We start from the raw sequence: 18874 nt of genomic DNA on the forward strand, positions 1-18874 counted from the left end.
CATGTGGTCGCAGGCAATGCGCGCGGCGGCAATCGGGTTTTCGACGGGGGTTGTGGAGGTGCGAATGGCCCTCTCCCGCACTTCGCAGGGAGAGGGCTATTCGGCACGCGCCTCGATCATCTAACTACGCTTGGCTGAAGGCCCGGCGCACGAGCCGGCAGCCGGGCCTTTTCACTTCAGTCGACCTGTTGCGCGCACTGTATCAGGATCAGGCCGCAGAAGCGGCCTTCACCCCGTCAACGCATCCAGATGCGCCACGGCGAAGTCGATCGTGAAGCCGATCCACATCGCCATCAGCACCGCGCACGACATCAGATACCAGCGGAACCGGGTCATCACCCGGTTGATGCCGACATGCTCCCAGCTGTGGAGCGCGCGGAAGACGACGTAGAGGCAGGCGAGGATGGTCTGCGCCACCGTCGCGTGCCCCGTCGTCAGCAGCAGAGGCACGAGTGCGAAATAGAGCACCGGCATCTCGAACAGATTGGCCAGGTTGTTCGCCGGCATTTCCACGGGCTGGAAATAGCGCAGCGCCGCCGCACCGGTCCTGAACTGGTCCTCGGTCGGCGGGTTCGCCCTCAGATGCGCGATGCGCTTCTGATACATGCGAAACCACACCGCCCAGGTCAGCGCGACCAGCGCGATCGTCGGCCAAACGATCGAGAAGGCGGCCACTAGAAGTGCAGCGCCCGGCCGTACGCGCCCAGCACGCTCTCATGCATCATCTCGGAGAGCGTCGGGTGCGCGAACACGGTGTGCATCAGCTCTTCCTCGGTGGTTTCGAGCTGGCGGGCGATGACATAGCCCTGGATCAGTTCGGTCACCTCGGCGCCGATCATGTGCGCGCCCAGCAGTTCGCCGGTGGTCTCGTCGAACACCGTCTTGATGAAGCCCTCGGCCTCGCCCAGCGCGATCGCCTTGCCGTTGCCGATGAAGGGGAACTTGCCCACCTTCACCTTGTGCCCGGCGTCCTTGGCCTTCGCCTCGGTCAGGCCGACCGACGCGATCTGCGGGCGGGCATAGGTGCAGCCCGGGATGTTCCAGGTCTCGAACGGGTGCGGGTTCTTGCCCGCCAGCGCCTCGACGCAGACGATGCCCTCATGGCTCGCCTTGTGCGCCAGCCACGGCGGCCCGGTGACGTCGCCGATCGCGTAGATGCCCTCGACATTGGTGCGGCCGAAGCCGTCGACGACGATGTGGCCGCGGTCGGTCTTCACGCCCAGCGCCTCGAGGCCGATATTCTCGGTGTTCGGCACGATGCCGACCGCGACGATGACATGGCTGAACCTGGTCGTGGTGACCTTGCCGTCCTTGCCCTTGATCGAGGCGGTGACGCCGTCCTTGGCGACATCGAGCTTCTCGACGCCGGCACCGGTCAGGATGGTCATGCCCTGCTTGGTCAGCGCCTTGGTCATGAACTCGCTGATCTCGGCATCTTCCACCGGCACGATGCGATCGAGCATCTCGACGATGGTCACCTTGGCGCCCATGTCCGAATAGAAGCTGGCGAACTCGACGCCGATCGCGCCGGAGCCGATCACGAGCAGCTCGGTCGGCATCGCCGGCGGCACCATCGCGTGGCGATAGGTCCAGATGCGGTCGCCGTCCGCCTTGGCGAAGGGCAGGTCGCGGGCGCGGGCGCCGGTCGCGACGATGATGTGCTTGGCTTCGAGCTGCACCTTGCCGCTGCCGCTGGTGACTTCCAGCTTGCCCTTGCCGGTGATCGCGCCGACGCCCTCGACGACGGTGACCTTGTTCTTCTTCATCAGCCCCTTGACGCCGGCATTGAGCTGCCCGGCGACCTTGCGGCTACGCTCCGTGACCTTGGCGAGATCGAACGAAGGCTTCTCCACCGACAGGCCATAGGCGTCGGCATGGGTGATGTAGTGATAGACTTCCGAGGTGCGCAGCAGCGCCTTGGTGGGGATGCAGCCCCAGTTGAGGCAGATGCCGCCCAGCTTCTCGCGCTCGACGATCGCCGTCTTGAGGCCGAGCTGCGCCGCGCGGATCGCGGAGACGTAACCGCCGGGGCCGGAGCCGAGCACAATGAGGTCGTAGGTGTCAGCCATCGAAGTCTCCGATACAGCCGCCGCTGCTGGCGGGGGCTGGCGTGGGGGATGTAATGCGCACCCCCCGGGAAGAAAACAGGTGCGCGGGGCCGCGCACGAGACCGCCGCCGGCCGCGCTTCGGCGCGCGGCGCGGCGGCGGAACGGGATCAGGCGATCAGCGCGAGCGGGTTCTCGACGAGGGTCTTGAACGCCTTCATCAGCTGGGCGCCGTCGGCCCCGTCGATCGCGCGATGGTCGAAGCTGCCGGTCGCGCTCATCACCGTCGCCACGCCCAGCGCGTCGTCGACGATATAGGGGCGCTTCTCGCCGGCACCGATCGCCATGATCATGCCCTGCGGCGGGTTGATCACTGCCTCGAACTGCTTGATGCCGAACATGCCCATGTTGGACAGGCTGGCGGTGCCGCCCTGATATTCCTCGGGCTTCAGCTTGCCGTCCTTGGCGCGCGCTGCGAGATCCTTCATCTCGGTCGCGATCGCCGACATCGCCTTGGCTTCGGCACCGACGATGATCGGGGTGATCAGGCCGCCCGGGATCGAGACCGCCACCGAAATGTCGGCGCGGCTGAACTTCAGCAGCGTGTCACCGGCGAGCGAGACGTTGCACGCCGGAACTTCGATCAGGGAGGCAGCCAGCGCCTTGATCAGCATGTCGTTGACCGACAGCTTGACGCCGCGGCTCTCCAGCGCCGCATTCAGCTCGGTGCGCAGCTTGAGCAGCGCGTCGAGTCGGATGTCGACGGTCAGGTAGATGTGCGGCACCTGCTGCTTCGATTCGGTCAGGCGGCGCGCGATCGTCTTGCGCATGTTGCTGAGCTTGACCGCTTCGTGCGGGATGCTGCTCTCGGCGACGGGCGCGGGCGTTGCGGCCGGCGCTGGCGCGGCGGCGGGAGCGGGCGCAGGCGCCGCGGCAGCGGCGGGAGCGCCTGCCTTGGCGCCCTCGACGTCGGCCTTCACCACCCGGCCGTTCGGGCCGGAGCCGGCCACGCCGGCGAGGTCGACGCCCTTGGCAGCGGCGATGCGGCGCGCGAGCGGGCTGGCGTTGACGCGGTCGCCGGCAGCACGCGCCGGCGCAGGCGCGGCGGCAGGGGCCGGAGCGGGCGCCGGCGTCGCGGCCTTGGCGGCGACTTCGGGTTCGGGCTTGGGCTCGGACTTCGGTTCGGCCGGGGCGGCGGGTGCGGACGCATCCTCGCCCTCGCCGGCGATCAGCGCGATCACCGCGCCCACCTTGACGCCGTCGGTCCCTTCGGCGACGAGGATCTTCTGGATGGTGCCCTCGTCGACGGCTTCGAATTCCATCGTCGCCTTGTCGGTTTCGATCTCGGCGAGCAGATCGCCCGACTTGACCGTGTCTCCTTCCTTGACCAGCCACTTGGCCAGCGTCCCCTCCTCCATCGTCGGAGAGAGGGCGGGCATCTTGAGCTCGATCGGCATTGGCTTGGACTTCCCTTGGCGAGTGCTTTGGTCGCGGCACCTCTCGACCAAAGCACCGTCAATGGTCAAGCCACAGGGTTGCCAGCAACGATTCGCTGCCGCATTTTTCATGTCCCAGAAGCCCGAGGAACCCATGCGCACCTATCTGGTCGTGATCGACGAGACCGACGAGTCGGGAGCCGCCCTGCGGTTCGCCGCACGGCGCGCGGCGAAGACGGGCGGCACCGTCGAGATCCTCGCGCTCGTGCCGCCCGCAGAGTTCGTCCAGTGGGGCGGCGTGCAGGCGACGATGGAGCAGGAAGCCCGGCAGCGCGCCGAAGCGCTGGTTGCCGGTGCCGCCGGCGCGCTGGTCGAGGAGGCCGGCGTGCAGCCCAAGATCACCGTGCGCCAGGGAGAGCCCGTCGCGGTGGTGCGCGACATGCTGCGCGAGAATCCCGGCGTCGCCGCGCTGGTGCTGGGCGCCGCCCCCTCCGGCTCGCCGGGCGTGCTGGTGAGCCACTTCGCCGGCGTAGACGCGGGCAAGCTCCCCTGCCCGCTGATGATCGTGCCGGGTTCGCTCGACAGCGAGGCGATCGACCGGCTGAGCTGATTATCCGGCGATGCGCGCCCCGATGCGCGCCACGAACGCCTCGGCGCCCGCTGCATCCGCCACGCCGAACCGCGCCGGGCTGGGGCTGTCGATGTCGAGCACGCCGATCAGCCGGCCATCGACCACGACCGGCACGACCAGTTCGGAGGCGGAAGCCGCGTCGCAAGCGATGTGCCCGGGAAACGCGTGGACATCCTCCACCCGCTGCGTCTCGCGCGTCGCCGCCGCGGCGCCACAGACGCCCGCGCCCATCGCGATGCGGATGCAGGCGGCCTTGCCCTGGAACGGCCCGAGCACCAGCTCGCCGCCCACCAGCCGATAGAAGCCCACCCAGTTGATATCGGCCAGATATTCCCACAGCAAAGCGGCGAGGTTCGCCATGTTGGCGATCGCGTCGGGCTCGCCCGCGGTCAGCGCGTCGCCGGCTTGGCCGATCTCGTGCCAGAGAGTCGCGGCATCCTGATCCGCGGCGATGGTGAAGACATGCATTCCTGTTCCCTCAATCCAGCGAGACCTTGCCGCGCCCGCGCTTGACGCCGGAGCGGATCGCCTTGCCTTCCAGTCGCTTGAGCTTGGCGGTGCGGCTGACCTTGGTCTTGATCCGCTTCACCGGCCGCTCGTGCGCACGGCGCAGCAGTTCGCCGACGCGCTGCCGGGCATCGGCGCGGTTGGCCTCGCGCGTGCGGAAGCTCCGCGCGGTGACGACGATCGCGCCGTCATCGGTGAAGCGGCTGCCCGCCAGCACCTTCAGCCGACTGTAGGTGCCGGGGTCAAGTCGCAGCGCGAACACGTCGACCCTGAGCTGCACGGCGGTGGCCACCTTGTTGACGTTCTGGCCGCCGGGGCCGGTGGCGGCGAGGAACTTCTCCTCGATCGCCTCTTCGGGGATCGGCCAGGGTTCAGCCGCCGGCATCGAGATAGCCCTCGGGCAAGGCGAATCCCGCTGCGGCGAAGCGTTCGGGCAGCGGCGCCACCGCTTCCACCGGGCGCTTGCCCTCGCGCGGCAGCACCAGCTTGAGCGCGTGCAGCAGCATCGGCGCGCCGGCGCGGCCGTAGATCGGATCGCCGACGATCGCGGCGCCGAGGCCGGCGGCGGCATGGACGCGGATCTGGTGGGTGCGGCCGGTTTCGGGGCTGAACGCGATCAGCGCGCGGCCGTCCCGGGCGTCGAGCAACCGCCAGCGCGTGAGCGCGGGCTTGCCGCCCGCCGCAGGCACCATCCGCCAGCCCGCCTCGCGCGTCGAGGTCTTGTCCAGCGCCAGATCGATGACGCCGGCCTGTTCGGCAGGCACGCCTTCGACGACCGCGACATAGGTCTTCTCGACCTCGCCCGATTCGAACGCCTGCGCGAAACGGCGATGCGCCTTGGGATGGCGCGCCAGCAGCAGGCAGCCGGACGTGTCACGATCCAGCCGGTGCACCGGCGACGGCCAGCGTTTGAAGCCGAAGCTCAGGCTTTCGAGATGATTTTCGACGCTGAGCGATCCGTCGCGCGGCGGATCGACCGGCAGGCCGCTGGGCTTGTCGACGACCAGCGCCTCGGCATCGATGAAGAGAACATGGTCGGCGAGCATCGCGCGCATATGGGCCGCGCGGCGCGCGGGCGCAAATGCTGCGTGCGCCACCAACCGGGACAAGCCCCGGCGAGTCGCTGGCGCGCGGGCGCCCGGCGCGACAGGCCGCACCCGGCCATGAACGATGCACATCCATGAAAACGGCGGTTTTCCGCGTCGTTCACGACGAGGTTGCAGGGAAATTAACCTTTTGTCTTCACATCTGCGTTGGTTAATGCATAGGTTGCGATGCGGCGGGAGGCTGACCGCACACAGGGGATGCCGGCATGCGCGTGCTGTTGATCGAGGATGATGCGACCATGGCCAAGGCGGTCGGGCTGATGCTCACCACCGAAGGCTTCAACGTCTACACCACCGATCTCGGCGAAGAGGGTTTGGACCTCGGCAAGCTCTATGACTACGATATCATCCTGCTCGACCTGAACCTGCCCGACATGCACGGCTACGACGTGCTCAAGAAGCTGCGCGTCGCCAAGGTGCTGACGCCGGTGCTGATCCTGTCGGGGATCGACGAGATGGATACCAAGGTGCGCAGCTTCGGCTTCGGCGCCGACGATTATGTCGTGAAGCCCTTCCATCGCGAGGAACTCGTCGCGCGCATCCACGCCGTCGTCCGCCGCTCGAAGGGCCACAGCCAGTCGGTGATCCGCACCGGCAAGCTATCGGTCAATCTCGACGCCAAGACCGTCGAGGTCGATGGCAGCCGCGTCCACCTGACCGGAAAGGAATATGCGATGCTGGAGCTGCTTTCGCTCCGCAAGGGCACGACGCTGACCAAGGAGATGTTCCTCAACCATCTCTATGGCGGCATGGACGAGCCCGAACTCAAGATCATCGACGTGTTCATCTGCAAGCTGCGCAAGAAGCTGAGCCTGGCCTGCACCGGCGACAATTATATCGAGACCGTCTGGGGTCGCGGCTATGTGCTGCGCGATCCCGATGATGTTCAGGTGCCGCAAGTGGCCTGATTTTTCGGTTGGACCGATGCATTGCAGCGGCCGGCGGAGCGATCCGCCGGCCGCTTCGCATTTGTCAATATGCCCCCCTTGTGCGCCGCAATAATCCGGCGCAGTCTGCGGTTCTCACGGGCGGATCTTGAACTGACGGGGGAGCATGGCGGGGCCTAGGGCGTTCGACGAAATCTGGGGCAACAGCGCCGGAGGGAGTGCAAGATCGGGTTTCGCGCCGATCACGCGGTGGATGGAAGAAACGCCGGCCGCCGAGTTGCAGCGACGCCAGCAGGCGGCGGAGGCGGCCTTCCGCCAGCTCGGCATCACCTTCGCGGTCTATGGCGAGGAGGATGCGGCGGAACGGATCATCCCGTTCGACATCGTGCCGCGTATGTTCACGTGGAGCGAATGGTCGAGGCTGTCCGACGGACTGGTCCAGCGCGTGCAGGCGCTCAACGCCTTTCTCGACGATATCTATGGCGAGCGCCGTATCCTCAAGGAAGGCGTGGTACCGCCCGAACTGATCCTCACCAACCCGCAATTCCGGCCAGAGGCGGCCGGCACCAAGCCGCCGCACGGCATCTATTCGCACATCTGCGGCATCGACCTGGTCCGCACCGGGCCCGACCAGTTCTGGGTGCTGGAAGACAATGCGCGCACCCCCTCCGGCGTCTCCTACATGCTGGAGAATCGCGAGGCGATGATCCGGCTGTGCCCCGAACTGTTCCGCCAGTTCCGCGTCGCCGCGGTCGACAGCTATCCCGACCGGCTGCTGGCGACGATGCGCTCGGTCGCGCCGCGCGCCACCGCCGCCGATCCGGTCTGCGTGATCCTGACGCCGGGCCGCTTCAACTCGGCCTATTACGAGCACAGCTTCCTCGCCGACAATCTCGGCATCGAGCTGGTCGAGGCGGCCGACCTGATGGTCGACGACGACATCGTCTGGATGCGCACCATCACCGGCCCGGTGAAGGTGGACGTGATCTATCGCCGCATCGACGATGACTTCCTCGACCCCCTCGTCTTCCGCCCCGATTCGCTGCTGGGCGTGCCCGGGCTGATGGCGGCCTATCGCGCCGGCAACGTCACATTGGTCAACGCGCCCGGCACCGGCATCGCCGACGACAAGGCGATCTACAGCTATATGCCGGAGATCGTGCGCTTCTATTCGGGCGGCGAGGCGCTGCTGCCCAATGTCGAGACGTGGCGCTGCCGCGAGCCGCAGGCGCTGAACTATGTGCTCGACAATCTTTCCGAGCTGGTGGTGAAGCTGGTCGACGGCTCGGGCGGCTATGGCATGCTCGTCGGTCCGACCGCTTCCAGGCAGGAGATCGAGACGTTCCGCGCTGCGCTGATCGCCGAGCCGCACCGCTATATCGCGCAGCCGACATTGGCGCTTTCGACCGTACCGACCCTGACCGACGAGGGGGTCGCCCCGCGCCACGTCGATTTCCGGCCGTTCGTGCTGACCGGCGCCAACGGCGTCGACATCGTTCCGGGCGGGCTCACCCGCGTGGCGCTGAAGAAGGGATCGCTGGTGGTCAATTCCAGCCAGGGCGGCGGCACCAAGGACAGCTTCGTGCTGCTCGACGAAGGGGCGGCCGGCTGATGCTGTCGCGCACCGCCTCCTGCCTCTACTGGCTCGGCCGCTATATCGAGCGCGCCGATTTCACCGCGCGCCTGGTCGAGGCCACCGTCCGGCTCGATGCGCTGTCCGCGCAGCCCGCCGGCGAGGTCGCGTGGATGAGCGCGCTGCTCGTCACCGATGCCGATGCCGCCTTCATGGCGACGGGGGAGAAGCTGACGCCGCAGAATGTCAGTCGCTTCCTCACGCTTTCGACCGAGCACCCCGGATCGATCATCAACTGCCTCGATCGCGCGCGCGACAATGCCCGCTCGGTGCGCACCGCGCTGACCCGCGAGGCGTGGAGCGCAATCAACCGCGCCTGGATCATCTCGCACGGCCGCGCGAGCCCCGGGGGCACGCAGGCGACGCTCAACCTCGTCGACCAGACCAAGGCGGAAGTGCGCAGCTTCGAAGGCGCGCTGCACCGCATGATGCGCAACCAGGCGAGCTGGTTCATCCGCCTCGGCCAGGCGATCGAACGCGCGGACAACACCGCGCGCCTGCTCGACGTCAAATATCATATCCTGCTGCCCGAGGGCGAATATGTCGGCGGCACGATGGACCGCGACCAGTGGACGACGATCCTCCAGACCGTCTCCGCCGTCACCGCCTATCGCTGGCTCTATTCGGAAGGGCTCACGCCCAGCCGGGTGACCGAATTGCTGGTGCTGCGCCGCGAACTGCCGCTGTCGATCGCCGGCGCCGCCGAGGAGGTGGTCGAATTGCTGAGCGCGCTCGGCAAGCGCACCGGGCTGCAGGGAGAGGCGGACCGGATGGCGCGCGCGCGGCTGAGCAAGCTGGGCGCGACCAGAGTGGGTGACGTCGTCAGCCGCGGCCTGCATGAGTTCCTCGAGGCCTTCATCATCGAGAACGCCGCGCTCGACGGTGCGATCGGCCGCCAGTTCAGGTTCGTCTGATGCGTCTCACCATCGATCACCGCTCCCGTTACAGCTTCAGCGAGCCGCAGGCGCGCATCGTCCAGATGCTGCGCGTCACGCCGCAGGATCATGGCGGCCAGACCGTCGCCGGCTGGCGCATCGACATCGATCAGGATTGCCGCCTGCGCGAGGGACGCGACGGGTTCGGCAACATCACGACGATGCTTTATATCGATGGACCGCTGACCGAGTTCGCGATCAGCGTCCATGGCGAGGTGCTGACCGAGGCGTGCGGCGGCCGCGTGTCCGGCGCGCCCGATCCGCTGCCGCCGCTGGTCTATACCCGCCAGACCGCGCTCACCCGTGCCGACACCGCGATCGAGGCGCTGGCGCGCGAAGGCGGTGCTCCGGAGGCGATCAGCCGGCTGGTGCAGGGGCGTGCGCGCCTGTTCAAGTCGCGCCCTGTGCTCGGCCGCACCGCGGCGCAGACGCTCGCCGAGGGCCAGGGCACCGCGCGCGACATCGCCCATCTCTTCGCCTCCGCGGTGCGCGTCGCCGGCTATCCGGCGCGCTTCGTCGCCGGCCATTGCCTGGCGTTCAGCAGCGGCCCCGCCGCACGGCCGCACAGCTGGGTGGAAGTGCTGATCGACGATGAATGGATCGCGTTCGATCCGTGCGTCGGCGCGCGCGCCGAAGTCGACTATGTCCGCGTCGCCGCCGGTCTCGACGCCAGCGACGCCACCCCGATCTCGGGCGCGCGCGAGGGCGGCGGCATCGAGATGCTCGACGTCGATGTCGACGTCGAAGTCGAGGATGCGGGTCAGGCGCGACAGCAGCAGAGCTGATCGCATCAGTGATTCCGCTGCCGTTCGCGCGCGAAAGGCGCTAATCATCTCCCATAAGAAGCTGGCCAGCGGACCGGAGAGGATGACATGACCTATTGCGTCGGGCTGCTCACCCGCGCCGGCATGGTGATGATCGCGGATACGCGCACCAATGCCGGCATCGACAACATCTCGATCTACCGCAAGCTGCACATCTTGCAGGATAATGAGGACCGGCTGATGGCGATCGCCTCGGCCGGCAACCTCTCCGTCACCCAGTCGATGCTCTCGATGCTCACCGAGGGGCTGCCGCCGGTGGAAGAGGGCGGCGTTGCGCGCACATTGGCCGGCGTGCCGACGATGTTCCGCGCCGCGCAACTCGTTGGCGAGGCGGTCCGCGCCGCGAGCTATTCGGTGGGCGCCACGCTCAGCGGCACCGGCATCAACGCCGGCATTTCGCTGCTGCTCGGCGGCCGCATCCATGACGGACCGCTCCACCTCTACATGATCTATGGCGAGGGCAATTTCATCGAGTGCAGCCCCGACAGCCCCTTCCTCCAGATCGGCGAGCTCAAATATGGCAAGCCCATCCTCGACCGCGCGCTCGCCTATGACACCGAGCTCGACGAGGCGGTGAAGGTCGGGCTGATCTCGTTCGACAGCACCCTGCGCTCCAACCTGTCGGTCGGCCGCCCGTTCGACCTGCTCGTCGTGCCGTCGGACGCGACCAGGCCGGATATCCGCCTGAGAATCAGCGAGGACGACGCCTATTTCGACATGCTCTCGTCCGAATGGGGCCGGTTGCTCAACGAGAGCCGCGCGGCGATCCCGGTGCCGCCGTTCATGAAGGCGGTGTGAGGGGCAATCGTCAGCGAAGCCGATGGTGGAGGGGCCGGCGTGGACGTAGCCGACCGACCCTTTCGCGCTCACGATACTTCAGTTCCGGCCCCTCCACCACCAGCCTGCGGCTGGCGGCCACCGACGCCGCGCGCCGGGGAGGAATTTTCAGCCGTACTAGCGCACCAGTTTCCCGTGATTGCCCGGCGCCGGCGGCGCGGACGGTGCCTCGACATCCTCCGCCGGCTCGAAACGCTGCCAGCCGCCCTGCGCCAGCTGCTCGATCGGGCGGAAACGGGTCTTGTACTGCATGCGCTTGGCGCCCTCGACCCAATAGCCGAGATAGACATAGGGCAGCCCCGCGGCCTGCGCGCGGCGGATATGATCGAGGATGATGAAGGTACCGAGGCCGGGGCGGACCTCATCCTCCGCATCGAAATAGCTGTAGATCATCGAGAGGCCATCGGCCTGGCGATCGGTGAGGCAGGCCCCGACCAGCCGGCCGCGGCCACCCTCCGGCGCGGGTTCGCGATATTCGATCACATAGGATTCGACCGGGGTCTGCTCGACCATGTCGGCATAGTCGATCTCGTCCATGTCGGCCATGCCGCCGCCCGGGTGGCGCGCCGTCAGGTAACGGCTCAGCAGGTCGAACTGCTCGTCGGTCGACCAGGGCTTGCAGGTCGTGACCTCGAGATCGGCATGACGGCGCAGCAGCCGGCGCTGGGTGCCGTTGGCCTTGAACGCGCCGGCGACGACGCGCACCGAAACGCAGGCCGAACACCCGATGCAATTGGGACGATAGGCAACGCTCTGGCTGCGGCGGAAGCCGATCCGCCCCAGCGCATCGTTCAGCTCGATCGCGTTCGGACCCTTCAGCTCGGTAAAGACCTTCCGCTCGGTGCGGCCCGGCAGATACGGGCAGGGGGAAGGGCTGGTCACGAAGAAGCGGGGAAACCGAAAAGGTGCAGTCAACGCCCGAATCCCCCCTCTTTGCCTGCGCACAGTGAGCACCGCCGGCCGAGCCGATGAGGAGACCATCGGCGCGCGGCTGGGGCATCGCAGCCCCGGTTCCAGCGGCATGATCATCTGGCCATCATGCCCGGCCTCCCACAGGCCGATCCGGCGATGATAGCGCGGGGCCTGCCCGTCGTGAAGCGCCTATGCGCTCAGGCGAGTTCGACCGGGCTTACCTCGTAACCGCCGGCGCGCAACGCGGCGATCAACCGGTCGAGATGCGCGGAATCGCGCGTTTCGCACTCGATATCGGTGATCAGGCCCTTGGCCGGCAAGGTCGTGAACACGCGCTGGTGATAGACCTCGATGATGTTCACGCGCTGCTCGTCGAAGATCCGCGCGACGTGGAACAGGGCGCCCGGGCGGTCCTGCAGCCGCACGCGCAGGCGGGCGAGTCGGCCCGATCGGGCAAGATCGCGCAGCAGCACATTGGCCAGCAGCCGCGTGTCGATATTGCCGCCCGTCAGCACGATGCCGACATTGCGGCCGCGGAACATCTCCGGATAGGTCAGCAGCGCGGCGAGGCCTGCGGCACCGGCGCCCTCGACCACGGTCTTCTCGATCTGCAGCAGCAGGCTGACAGATTCCTCCAGCCGCCGTTCGTTGACCAGCACGACATCGTCGACGAGCTGCGCGACCATGCGACGGGTGAGATGGCCCGGCTCCTTGACCGCGATGCCTTCCGCCAGCGTATCGCCCTCGCACGGCAAGTCGAGCTGCTTCAGCGCGGCATAGGTGGACGGATAGAGTTCCGCCTGGATGCCGACGAGCATCATATCCGGCTTCAGCCCGCGCGCGGCGACACCGCAGCCCGAAAGCAGCCCGCCGCCGCCGATCGGGATCGCCAGCGTGTCGATCGCCGGCACATCCTCCAGCATTTCCAGCGCCACCGTGCCCTGGCCCGCGACGACATCGGGCTCGTCGAACGGGTGGACGAAGGTCAGTCCGCGCTCGGTCTCCAGCTGCCGGGCGTGGGCGTAGGCGGCATCGAAGGTTTCGCCGTGGAGGATCACGTTCGCGCCATGCCCCTCGGTCTGCGTCACCTTCACCGTGGGGGTGAGCTCGGGCATCACGATCGTGGAGGGGATGCCGAGTCGCGTCGCGTGATAGGCGAGGCCCTGCGCATGGTTGCCGGCGGAGGCGGCGATCACGCCCTTGCGGCGTTCCGCCTCACCCATCAGCAGCAGCCGGTTCAGCGCGCCGCGTTCCTTGTAGGCGGCGGTGAACTGCAGGTTTTCGAACTTCAGCCACACATTCGCGCCGGTCAGCTTCGACAGCGTCTGGCTGAACAAGGTCGGGGTGCGTACGATCGAAGGCGCAATCCTCGCATGCGCCGCGCGCACGTCTTCGAGGGTCACGGGCAGGTCTGTGGCCTGCGGTTCGAGCTGTACGATGCTTGCCATAAGGCTGCGCCCCCTAGCCCATCTGGCGGCGGAGCGAAACACGCCTTATGCAGGCGTCCCATGGCGAAAGTAGCATTCATCGGGCTGGGCGTCATGGGCGCGCCCATGGCAGGGCATCTTGCGAAGGCGGGGCATGAGGTGACCGTCTACAACCGGTCTTCGGCCAAGGCCGACGCCTGGGTGGAGCGCCATGGCGGCAGCAAGGCGGCGACCCCGCAGGAGGCCGCGCGCGATCGCGATGCGGTGATCGCCTGCGTCGGCAACGACGACGATCTCGCCGCCGTCACCATCGGCCAGCAGGGTGCATTCCGCGTGATGAAGCGCGGCGCCGTGTTCATCGATCACACCACCGTCTCCGCGCGCATCGCCCGCCAGCTCGCCGTCGAGGCGAAGGATCTCGGTATTCACAGCGTCGATGCCCCCGTTTCGGGCGGCCAGGCCGGTGCCGAGAACGGCACGCTTTCGATCATGTGCGGCGCGCAGCCCGCCGCGTTCGAGGCGGCACGGCCCTATATGACCGCCTATGGCGCGCGCATCGTCCATGTCGGCCCGCCGGGTGCCGGGCAGACCACCAAGATGGTCAACCAGATCGCGATCGCGGGCGCGGTCCAGGGCGTGGCCGAAGCGCTGCATTTCGCGCAGCATGCCGATCTCGACCTCGACAAGGTGTTCGAGGCGATCTCGGGCGGCGCCGCATCGAGCTGGCAGATGGTCAATCGCTGGAAGACGATGGCGGAGGACCGTTTCGACTTCGGTTTCGCGGTGGACTGGATGCGCAAGGATCTCGGGCTGACGCTGGAGGAGGCGCGGACCAATGGCGCCAGCCTGCCGGTGGCGGCGCTGGTCGACCAATTCTATGCCGAGTTGCAGGCGGCCGGCGGCGGCCGGCTCGACACCAGCTCGCTCGTGCGCAGGCTGCCCAAATGAGGCGGCTGGCCGGGACGGCCGCGGCAGCGGCCGCGCTTCTGCTGGCATCGCCCGCCTATGCCGACGGCATGATCGACAATGTTAACGGCATCACCCTCGATGCCGAGGGCAAGGTGGTGCGCTTCACCGGCATCGTCATCGATCGCGAGGGCAAGGTCGGCAAGCTGCTCAAGCGCGGCGACAAGCGCCCGCGCGACAAGCAGCTCGACTGGAAACGCGACGGCCAGGGCGCGACGCTGCTGCCGGGCATGATCGATTCGCATGCCCATATCCTGCCGATGGGCTTCGCGGCGCTGTCGCTCGACCTGTCGGACACAACATCGCTCGCCGAGGCGCAGGCGAAGATCGCCACCTATGCCAGGGAGAACCCCGCCCGCCCATGGATCCTCGGTACGGGCTGGAACCAGGAACGCTGGGGCCTGGGCCGCTTTCCGACCGCCGCCGAACTGGATGCGGCGGCCGGCGACAAGCCGGTCTGGCTGAGCCGCGTCGATGGCCATGCCGGTTGGGCGAACAGCGCGGCGATGCGCGCGGCGGGCGTGACCGCCGGTACCGCAGCCCCCGCCGGCGGCCGCATCGAGAAGGCGGGCAGCCAGCCTTCGGGCATCTTCGTCGACGAGGCGATGATGCTCGTCGAGAAGGCGGTGCCGGCACCGCTCCCGCGCGACCGCGACAATGCGCTGATGAAGGCGCAGCAGATGCTGCTCGCCAATGGCGTCACGACCATCGCCGACATGGGCACCTCGCTCGACGACTGGATGGCGCTGCGCCGCGCCGGTGACACCGGCCAGCTCCGCCTGCGCGTGCTCTCCTACGCCGCGGGCACGGACGTGATGCAGACGATCGGCGGCAGCGGCCCGACGCCTTGGCTCTATTTCGACAAGCTGCGGCTGGTGGGCGTCAAGCTCTGGCTGGATGGCGCGCTCGGTTCGCGCGGGGCCGCGCTCAAGGCCCCCTATGCCGATGCGCCGGGCGAGCGCGGGCTGCAGATGCTGGACGAGACCAAGCTTCGCAACCTGATCAGCCGCGCGTCGATGGACCGTTACCAGATCGCCGGCCACGCGATCGGCGACGCCGCCAACGCGCAGCTGCTCGGCGCGATCGAGGAGCTGAGCGGCGATTTCCCCGGCGACCTGCGCTGGCGCATCGAACATGCCCAGATCATCGACCCCGCAGACATCCCGCGCTTCGCCAGGCAGGGCATCATCGCCTCGATGCAGCCGATCCACCAGACGAGCGACCGGACGATGGCGGAAGCACGGCTCGGCCCCGACCGGCTGGGCGGCGCCTATGCCTGGCAGTCGATCCTGCGCGCCGGCGGCCGGCTGGCGTTCGGATCGGACGCGCCGGTCGAGACCTCCAACGTGTTCGAGGGGCTCTATGCCGCGATCACCCGCCAGGGCACGGACGGGCAGCCCGCAGGCGGCTGGCACCCCGCAGAGCGGCTGAGCCGCGAACAGGCGCTGGCGGCCTATACGACCGGCGGCGCCTGGGCGGGCTTCGCCGAGGATCGGATCGGCTCGCTGCTGCCCGGCCACCGCGCCGACTTCATCCTCGTCGATCGCGATCCGCTGACCGTCGCCCCTGAGGCGCTGCGCCAGACGAAGGTCAGCGAGACGTGGGTCGGCGGCTACCGGCAATATCCGCGCGACGCTGCGCCTGCGGCCGCTACCCCGGCGGCCAGGCGGCAATGACCGGCCTGCGCCGCGTCCGGCCAACGACCCGTCCCGCCTCGCTTGCGCCGGCGCGGTTCAGCGCATAGGGCAACGGCATGCGCCGCCTGATCGTCGCTTCGCTGCTGCTGCTCGCCGCTTGCGGCGAGACGTCCGCCCCGTCCGATTCCGCCGAGGACAGCCTCGGCGCGGCCGATGCCGCGCCGGGCGATAGCGGCAACGCTGCCGACGCACCCGCACCCGTTGCGCTGCAAACACGCGAGCCGACCTGGTTCTATCGCGACGATCCCGGCGGCGGGCTCGCGCTCTATGGCGAAGCGGGCGGTCAGGGGCAGTTCGCGATCCGCTGCGACCGACGCGGCCGCCGCTTGCTGCTGCAGCGCGCAGCGGGCGGCACCGATGCCGCCGAACTGACGCTCACCGTCGATGGCAGCGAGACGCGCTATGCGGCGCGCGCGCGCGGCGGCGGCACACCGCGGCTGGAAGCGGCCGCCGCGCTCGACGACGATGCGATCGACCGGCTGCTCGGCGCCGGCACCCTCGCGGTCGACGCGACCGGCACGCAGCCGCTGCAACTGCCGGTCAACGGCACCGTGCGCCGCGTGATCGAAAGCTGCCGCGCACCCGTCCGCCAGGCGGCGGTGGCCGATGGCGCGCGGTTCCAGGGCAGCCTGCCCTGCGCCGACTGCGCGGGCGTCGATCTGGTGCTGAGCTTTACCGCGCGCGGCCCCGAGACCGAGCGCTACCGGCTCGAACGCCGCCGCCGCGACGGCGGCACCGACCTCACCGAAGGCAGCGTCGAGCTGATCGGCGAGGGGGATGCCCAAAGCTATCAGCTCACGCCCGACAATGGCGATGCGCCGATCATGATGACGCGCGGCGCGGATGGCGCGCTGCTGTTCCCGTCCGACACCGGCGATGGCGGCACCGTGCGGCTGACGCCCGGATCCTGACCGCTCAGGAGCGGTCGATCGCCTTCAGCACCATGTCGATGGTCAGCAGCTGCGGCAGCGCCTGCGGGTCCTCGCCCGGACCATAATACAGGTAGAGCGGCACGCCGCTGCGGCCGTGGCGTTCGAGGAAGCGGCTGATCGTCGCGTCGCCCTGCGTCCAATCACCCACCAGCACCGCCACGTTGCGCTGCGCGAACGCGTCCACCACGCGCCGCCGCTGCAGCACTGCCTTCTCGTTGACCTTGCAGGTCACGCACCAGTCTGCGGTGAAATAGACGAACACCGGCCGCCCTTCGGCCTGCAGCGCGGCGAGGCGACGTTCGCTGAAACGCTCGTCACCCGGCACGCCGCCATTCTCGACCGGCACCGCGACGTGCGGCAGCAGCACCAGCGCGGCGAGCGCAAGCGCAAGCGCGGGGACCATCGGCAGCCAGCCGCGGCCGCCGCCCGTCCACTGCCGCCGCCCCGCCCACCACAGGGCGAGGCCGACCGCGAGCGCGGCGCTCAGCCCCAACGCCAGCCCGTCGACGCCCGACTGGCGGCCGAGCACCCAGGCGAGGCCGAGCGCGGTGATGAACATCGGGATCGACAGGATCCGCCGGAACCGCCCCATCCAGGCACCGGGCTTCGGCATCCGCCGGCGCAGCGCCGGCACGAAGGCGATCAGCAGGAAGGGCAATGCCAGCCCGATACCGAGCCCGCCAAACACCGCGAGCGCTGCGGGCCACGGCAGCACGAGCGCGGCGCCCAGCGCGGTGGCCATGAACGGTCCGCTGCAGGGGGTGGCGACGAAGGCGGCGAGCGCCCCCGCCCAGAAAGCGCCGGCGGCGCCGCCCTGCTGCGCCAGCCGCTCGCCGCCGGCGATGCTGCCGATCTCGAACAGCCCGGCGAGATTGAGCGCGATCGCCAGCACCACGACCAGCAGCAGCAGGATGATGCGCGGGTCCTGGAGCTGGAACGCCCAGCCGACGAGCTCGCCGCCGGCGCGCAGCGCGAGCAGCAGCCCGCCCAGCAGCAGGCAGGTGAGCACGACGCCGCCGGTATAGGCCAGCGCCTCGATCCGCGCGCTCCGCTCGTCTCCGCCGGCGCGGATCAGGCTCAGCGCCTTCAGGCTGATGATCGGGAACACGCAGGGCATGATGTTGAGCAGCAGCCCGCCCAGCAGCGCCGCGCCGAGCGCGAGCAGCACGGTCGCCGGCAGCCCGGCGACGTCGGCGGGCTCACCGGCGTTGAGCGGCGCCGCGGTGGCGAAGGCGGCCGCATCGACCGCGCCGGGCCGCGCGTGCAACGCGAGCCCGCGGCCGCCGCCGATCGCCAGCACGCCGTCGAGTGCCGCGGGTGCACCGCCCCTGAGTGCCGCCTCGACGAACACTGTGTCGCCCTTGCGCCGCACCGCCTGCGGCGCGGCATAATCGATCGCACCCTCGGTCAGCGGAAAGAAATAGGTTTCGCCGACCTCGGCGGAAGCCGGGATCGGGATCGCCAGCCGCAGCTTGCCCGCCTTCGCCTCGAACAGCGCCTCGCCACCCAGCGGTCGCGGCAGCGCCATCCGCCACGCATCGAAGCGCCCGCGCCGCGCGGCGTCGACGATGCCGTCTCCCACCACCAGATCCAGCGCCAGTTCGGCGCGCTCAGGCACGCAGATCTCGTCGGTACAGGCAAGCCAGTCGGCCTGGACGCGGATCGGCAGCGACGTGCCCGGCGCCAGCCCCACCGGGACGTCGAGCGTCACCAGCTGCGCGTAATCCGCCTCATAGACATAGTTCATCAGCCCCGCGACGATCAGCCGCTGCGGCACCGGATAGCGCAGCGGGGATACCGTGACCCCCGGCGGCAAGGTCCATTTCAGCCGCATGCCGAGGCCGGCATCGCCCGGATTCGCCCAATAGCCGTGCCAGCCCGGCGCCGGCTTCATCTCGAAGGCGAGCGCGACGACACCGCCGGCGGCCGGCCTGTCCGATTCGGCGACCAGCGCTGCCCTGATGTTGGGCTGCCCGCCGGGGGCGGGTAGCTGCGCCTGCGCGAGCGGCGCAAACAGCATCGCCAGCAACGTCGCGAGTGCGAACGTCATCAAGCGGAAACCGTTCACCGCCAACGAACCTGCTTGCCGCGCTGCCAT

At 68.8% G+C, this 18874-nt stretch carries 18 protein-coding genes; 9 read left to right on the forward strand and 9 right to left on the reverse strand.

Annotated elements, in window-relative coordinates; all coding sequences use genetic code 11:
* Positions 1-228: 228 nt before the first annotated feature.
* From NX02_RS30885 to NX02_RS19695, 3 genes are all read right to left on the reverse strand, one after another.
* Complete coding sequence (locus tag NX02_RS30885; protein ID WP_025293903.1) at positions 229-675, reverse strand: MAPEG family protein; 447 nt, start codon at positions 673-675, stop codon at positions 229-231.
* The gene (gene lpdA, locus NX02_RS19690) at positions 675-2069 is read right to left on the reverse strand and encodes a dihydrolipoyl dehydrogenase (RefSeq protein ID WP_025293904.1); all 1395 of its coding nucleotides are present in this window, start codon (positions 2067-2069) and stop codon (positions 675-677) included. The genes NX02_RS30885 and lpdA overlap by 1 nt, the downstream gene beginning before the upstream one ends.
* A 147-nt stretch (positions 2070-2216) precedes the next feature.
* Positions 2217-3503, reverse strand: a complete 1287-nt coding sequence (locus NX02_RS19695; protein ID WP_025293905.1) for a pyruvate dehydrogenase complex dihydrolipoamide acetyltransferase — start codon at positions 3501-3503, stop codon at positions 2217-2219.
* Between the two features lie 133 nt (positions 3504-3636).
* Here NX02_RS19695 and NX02_RS19700 point away from each other — a divergent pair, with 133 nt between their 5' ends.
* Complete coding sequence (locus NX02_RS19700) at positions 3637-4092, forward strand: universal stress protein (protein ID WP_025293906.1); 456 nt, start codon at positions 3637-3639, stop codon at positions 4090-4092.
* Here NX02_RS19700 and NX02_RS19705 read toward each other — a convergent pair whose 3' ends face one another.
* From NX02_RS19705 to NX02_RS19715, 3 genes are read right to left on the reverse strand one after another with little or no spacing between them, the layout of a single operon-like run.
* Positions 4093-4581, reverse strand: a complete 489-nt coding sequence (locus NX02_RS19705) for a GAF domain-containing protein (RefSeq protein ID WP_025293907.1) — start codon at positions 4579-4581, stop codon at positions 4093-4095. It abuts the gene before it with no gap.
* Between the two features lie 10 nt (positions 4582-4591).
* Positions 4592-5005, reverse strand: a complete 414-nt coding sequence (arfB, locus tag NX02_RS19710; RefSeq protein WP_025293908.1) for an alternative ribosome rescue aminoacyl-tRNA hydrolase ArfB — start codon at positions 5003-5005, stop codon at positions 4592-4594.
* Complete coding sequence (locus tag NX02_RS19715) at positions 4992-5666, reverse strand: RluA family pseudouridine synthase (RefSeq protein WP_025293909.1); 675 nt, start codon at positions 5664-5666, stop codon at positions 4992-4994. Before NX02_RS19715 ends, arfB begins: the two co-directional genes overlap by 14 nt.
* 266 nt (positions 5667-5932) lie before the next feature.
* Between NX02_RS19715 and ctrA the strand changes: the two genes are divergently transcribed.
* The 5 genes from ctrA to NX02_RS19740 all read left to right on the forward strand — a co-directional run bounded on the left by ctrA (position 5933) and on the right by NX02_RS19740 (position 10803).
* Complete coding sequence (ctrA, locus tag NX02_RS19720; protein WP_025293910.1) at positions 5933-6634, forward strand: response regulator transcription factor CtrA; 702 nt, start codon at positions 5933-5935, stop codon at positions 6632-6634.
* Positions 6635-6779: 145 nt separating this feature from the next.
* Complete coding sequence (locus tag NX02_RS19725; protein ID WP_025293911.1) at positions 6780-8225, forward strand: circularly permuted type 2 ATP-grasp protein; 1446 nt, start codon at positions 6780-6782, stop codon at positions 8223-8225.
* Positions 8225-9160: an alpha-E domain-containing protein gene (locus tag NX02_RS19730; RefSeq protein WP_025293912.1), complete on the forward strand. Its 936-nt coding sequence runs from the start codon at positions 8225-8227 to the stop codon at positions 9158-9160. The genes NX02_RS19725 and NX02_RS19730 overlap by 1 nt, the downstream gene beginning before the upstream one ends.
* A complete protein-coding gene (locus NX02_RS19735; protein WP_025293913.1) occupies positions 9160-9966 on the forward strand; it encodes a transglutaminase family protein in 807 nt (268 codons plus the stop codon). Before NX02_RS19730 ends, NX02_RS19735 begins: the two co-directional genes overlap by 1 nt.
* An 87-nt stretch (positions 9967-10053) precedes the next feature.
* Positions 10054-10803, forward strand: coding sequence for a proteasome-type protease (locus NX02_RS19740; RefSeq protein ID WP_025293914.1), 750 nt, complete (start codon positions 10054-10056; stop codon positions 10801-10803).
* A gap of 156 nt (positions 10804-10959) precedes the next feature.
* Here NX02_RS19740 and NX02_RS19745 read toward each other — a convergent pair whose 3' ends face one another.
* Positions 10960-11757 (reverse strand): arginyltransferase, encoded by a 798-nt coding sequence (locus tag NX02_RS19745; RefSeq protein WP_025293915.1) that lies wholly within the window; start codon positions 11755-11757, stop codon positions 10960-10962.
* A 194-nt stretch (positions 11758-11951) separates the two neighbouring features.
* Entirely contained in the window at positions 11952-13202 is a 1251-nt protein-coding gene (locus tag NX02_RS19750) for a threonine ammonia-lyase (protein ID WP_025293916.1), read from the reverse strand.
* 60 nt (positions 13203-13262) lie between these two features.
* On the opposite strand from NX02_RS19750, the gene NX02_RS19755 reads away from it, so the two are divergent.
* The 3 genes from NX02_RS19755 to NX02_RS19765 all read left to right on the forward strand — a co-directional run bounded on the left by NX02_RS19755 (position 13263) and on the right by NX02_RS19765 (position 16755).
* Positions 13263-14129: an NAD(P)-dependent oxidoreductase gene (locus NX02_RS19755; RefSeq protein WP_025293917.1), complete on the forward strand. Its 867-nt coding sequence runs from the start codon at positions 13263-13265 to the stop codon at positions 14127-14129.
* Positions 14126-15823, forward strand: coding sequence for an amidohydrolase (locus NX02_RS19760; RefSeq protein ID WP_025293918.1), 1698 nt, complete (start codon positions 14126-14128; stop codon positions 15821-15823). The genes NX02_RS19755 and NX02_RS19760 overlap by 4 nt, the downstream gene beginning before the upstream one ends.
* A gap of 77 nt (positions 15824-15900) precedes the next feature.
* Positions 15901-16755, forward strand: coding sequence for a copper resistance protein NlpE N-terminal domain-containing protein (locus tag NX02_RS19765; RefSeq protein WP_025293919.1), 855 nt, complete (start codon positions 15901-15903; stop codon positions 16753-16755).
* Between the two features lie 4 nt (positions 16756-16759).
* Here the strand turns inward: NX02_RS19765 and NX02_RS19770 are convergent, their stop codons facing one another.
* Positions 16760-18826, reverse strand: coding sequence for a protein-disulfide reductase DsbD family protein (locus tag NX02_RS19770; protein WP_047100130.1), 2067 nt, complete (start codon positions 18824-18826; stop codon positions 16760-16762).
* Between the last annotated feature and the right edge of the window lie 48 nt (positions 18827-18874).

The organism is Sphingomonas sanxanigenens DSM 19645 = NX02, from assembly GCF_000512205.2.
GTDB classification, from domain to species: Bacteria; Pseudomonadota; Alphaproteobacteria; order Sphingomonadales; family Sphingomonadaceae; genus Sphingomonas_D; species Sphingomonas_D sanxanigenens.

What these genes read in the sequence shown, in the direction of transcription:
- NX02_RS19715 (WP_025293909.1), bottom strand. Translation starts at nt 5,666, where the DNA reads ATGCTCGCCGACCATGTTCTCTTCATCGATGCCGAGGCGCTGGTCGTC.
- NX02_RS19695 (WP_025293905.1), bottom strand. Translation starts at nt 3,503, where the DNA reads ATGCCGATCGAGCTCAAGATGCCCGCCCTCTCTCCGACGATGGAGGAG.
- NX02_RS19730 (WP_025293912.1), top strand. Translation starts at nt 8,225, where the DNA reads ATGCTGTCGCGCACCGCCTCCTGCCTCTACTGGCTCGGCCGCTATATC.
- NX02_RS19700 (WP_025293906.1), top strand. Translation starts at nt 3,637, where the DNA reads ATGCGCACCTATCTGGTCGTGATCGACGAGACCGACGAGTCGGGAGCC.
- NX02_RS19725 (WP_025293911.1), top strand. Translation starts at nt 6,780, where the DNA reads ATGGCGGGGCCTAGGGCGTTCGACGAAATCTGGGGCAACAGCGCCGGA.
- NX02_RS19765 (WP_025293919.1), top strand. Translation starts at nt 15,901, where the DNA reads ATGCGCCGCCTGATCGTCGCTTCGCTGCTGCTGCTCGCCGCTTGCGGC.
- NX02_RS19740 (WP_025293914.1), top strand. Translation starts at nt 10,054, where the DNA reads ATGACCTATTGCGTCGGGCTGCTCACCCGCGCCGGCATGGTGATGATC.
- NX02_RS19750 (WP_025293916.1), bottom strand. Translation starts at nt 13,202, where the DNA reads ATGGCAAGCATCGTACAGCTCGAACCGCAGGCCACAGACCTGCCCGTG.
- NX02_RS19760 (WP_025293918.1), top strand. Translation starts at nt 14,126, where the DNA reads ATGAGGCGGCTGGCCGGGACGGCCGCGGCAGCGGCCGCGCTTCTGCTG.
- arfB (WP_025293908.1), bottom strand. Translation starts at nt 5,005, where the DNA reads ATGCCGGCGGCTGAACCCTGGCCGATCCCCGAAGAGGCGATCGAGGAG.
- NX02_RS19755 (WP_025293917.1), top strand. Translation starts at nt 13,263, where the DNA reads ATGGCGAAAGTAGCATTCATCGGGCTGGGCGTCATGGGCGCGCCCATG.
- NX02_RS19735 (WP_025293913.1), top strand. Translation starts at nt 9,160, where the DNA reads ATGCGTCTCACCATCGATCACCGCTCCCGTTACAGCTTCAGCGAGCCG.
- lpdA (WP_025293904.1), bottom strand. Translation starts at nt 2,069, where the DNA reads ATGGCTGACACCTACGACCTCATTGTGCTCGGCTCCGGCCCCGGCGGT.
- NX02_RS19705 (WP_025293907.1), bottom strand. Translation starts at nt 4,581, where the DNA reads ATGCATGTCTTCACCATCGCCGCGGATCAGGATGCCGCGACTCTCTGG.
- NX02_RS19770 (WP_047100130.1), bottom strand. Translation starts at nt 18,826, where the DNA reads ATGACGTTCGCACTCGCGACGTTGCTGGCGATGCTGTTTGCGCCGCTC.
- ctrA (WP_025293910.1), top strand. Translation starts at nt 5,933, where the DNA reads ATGCGCGTGCTGTTGATCGAGGATGATGCGACCATGGCCAAGGCGGTC.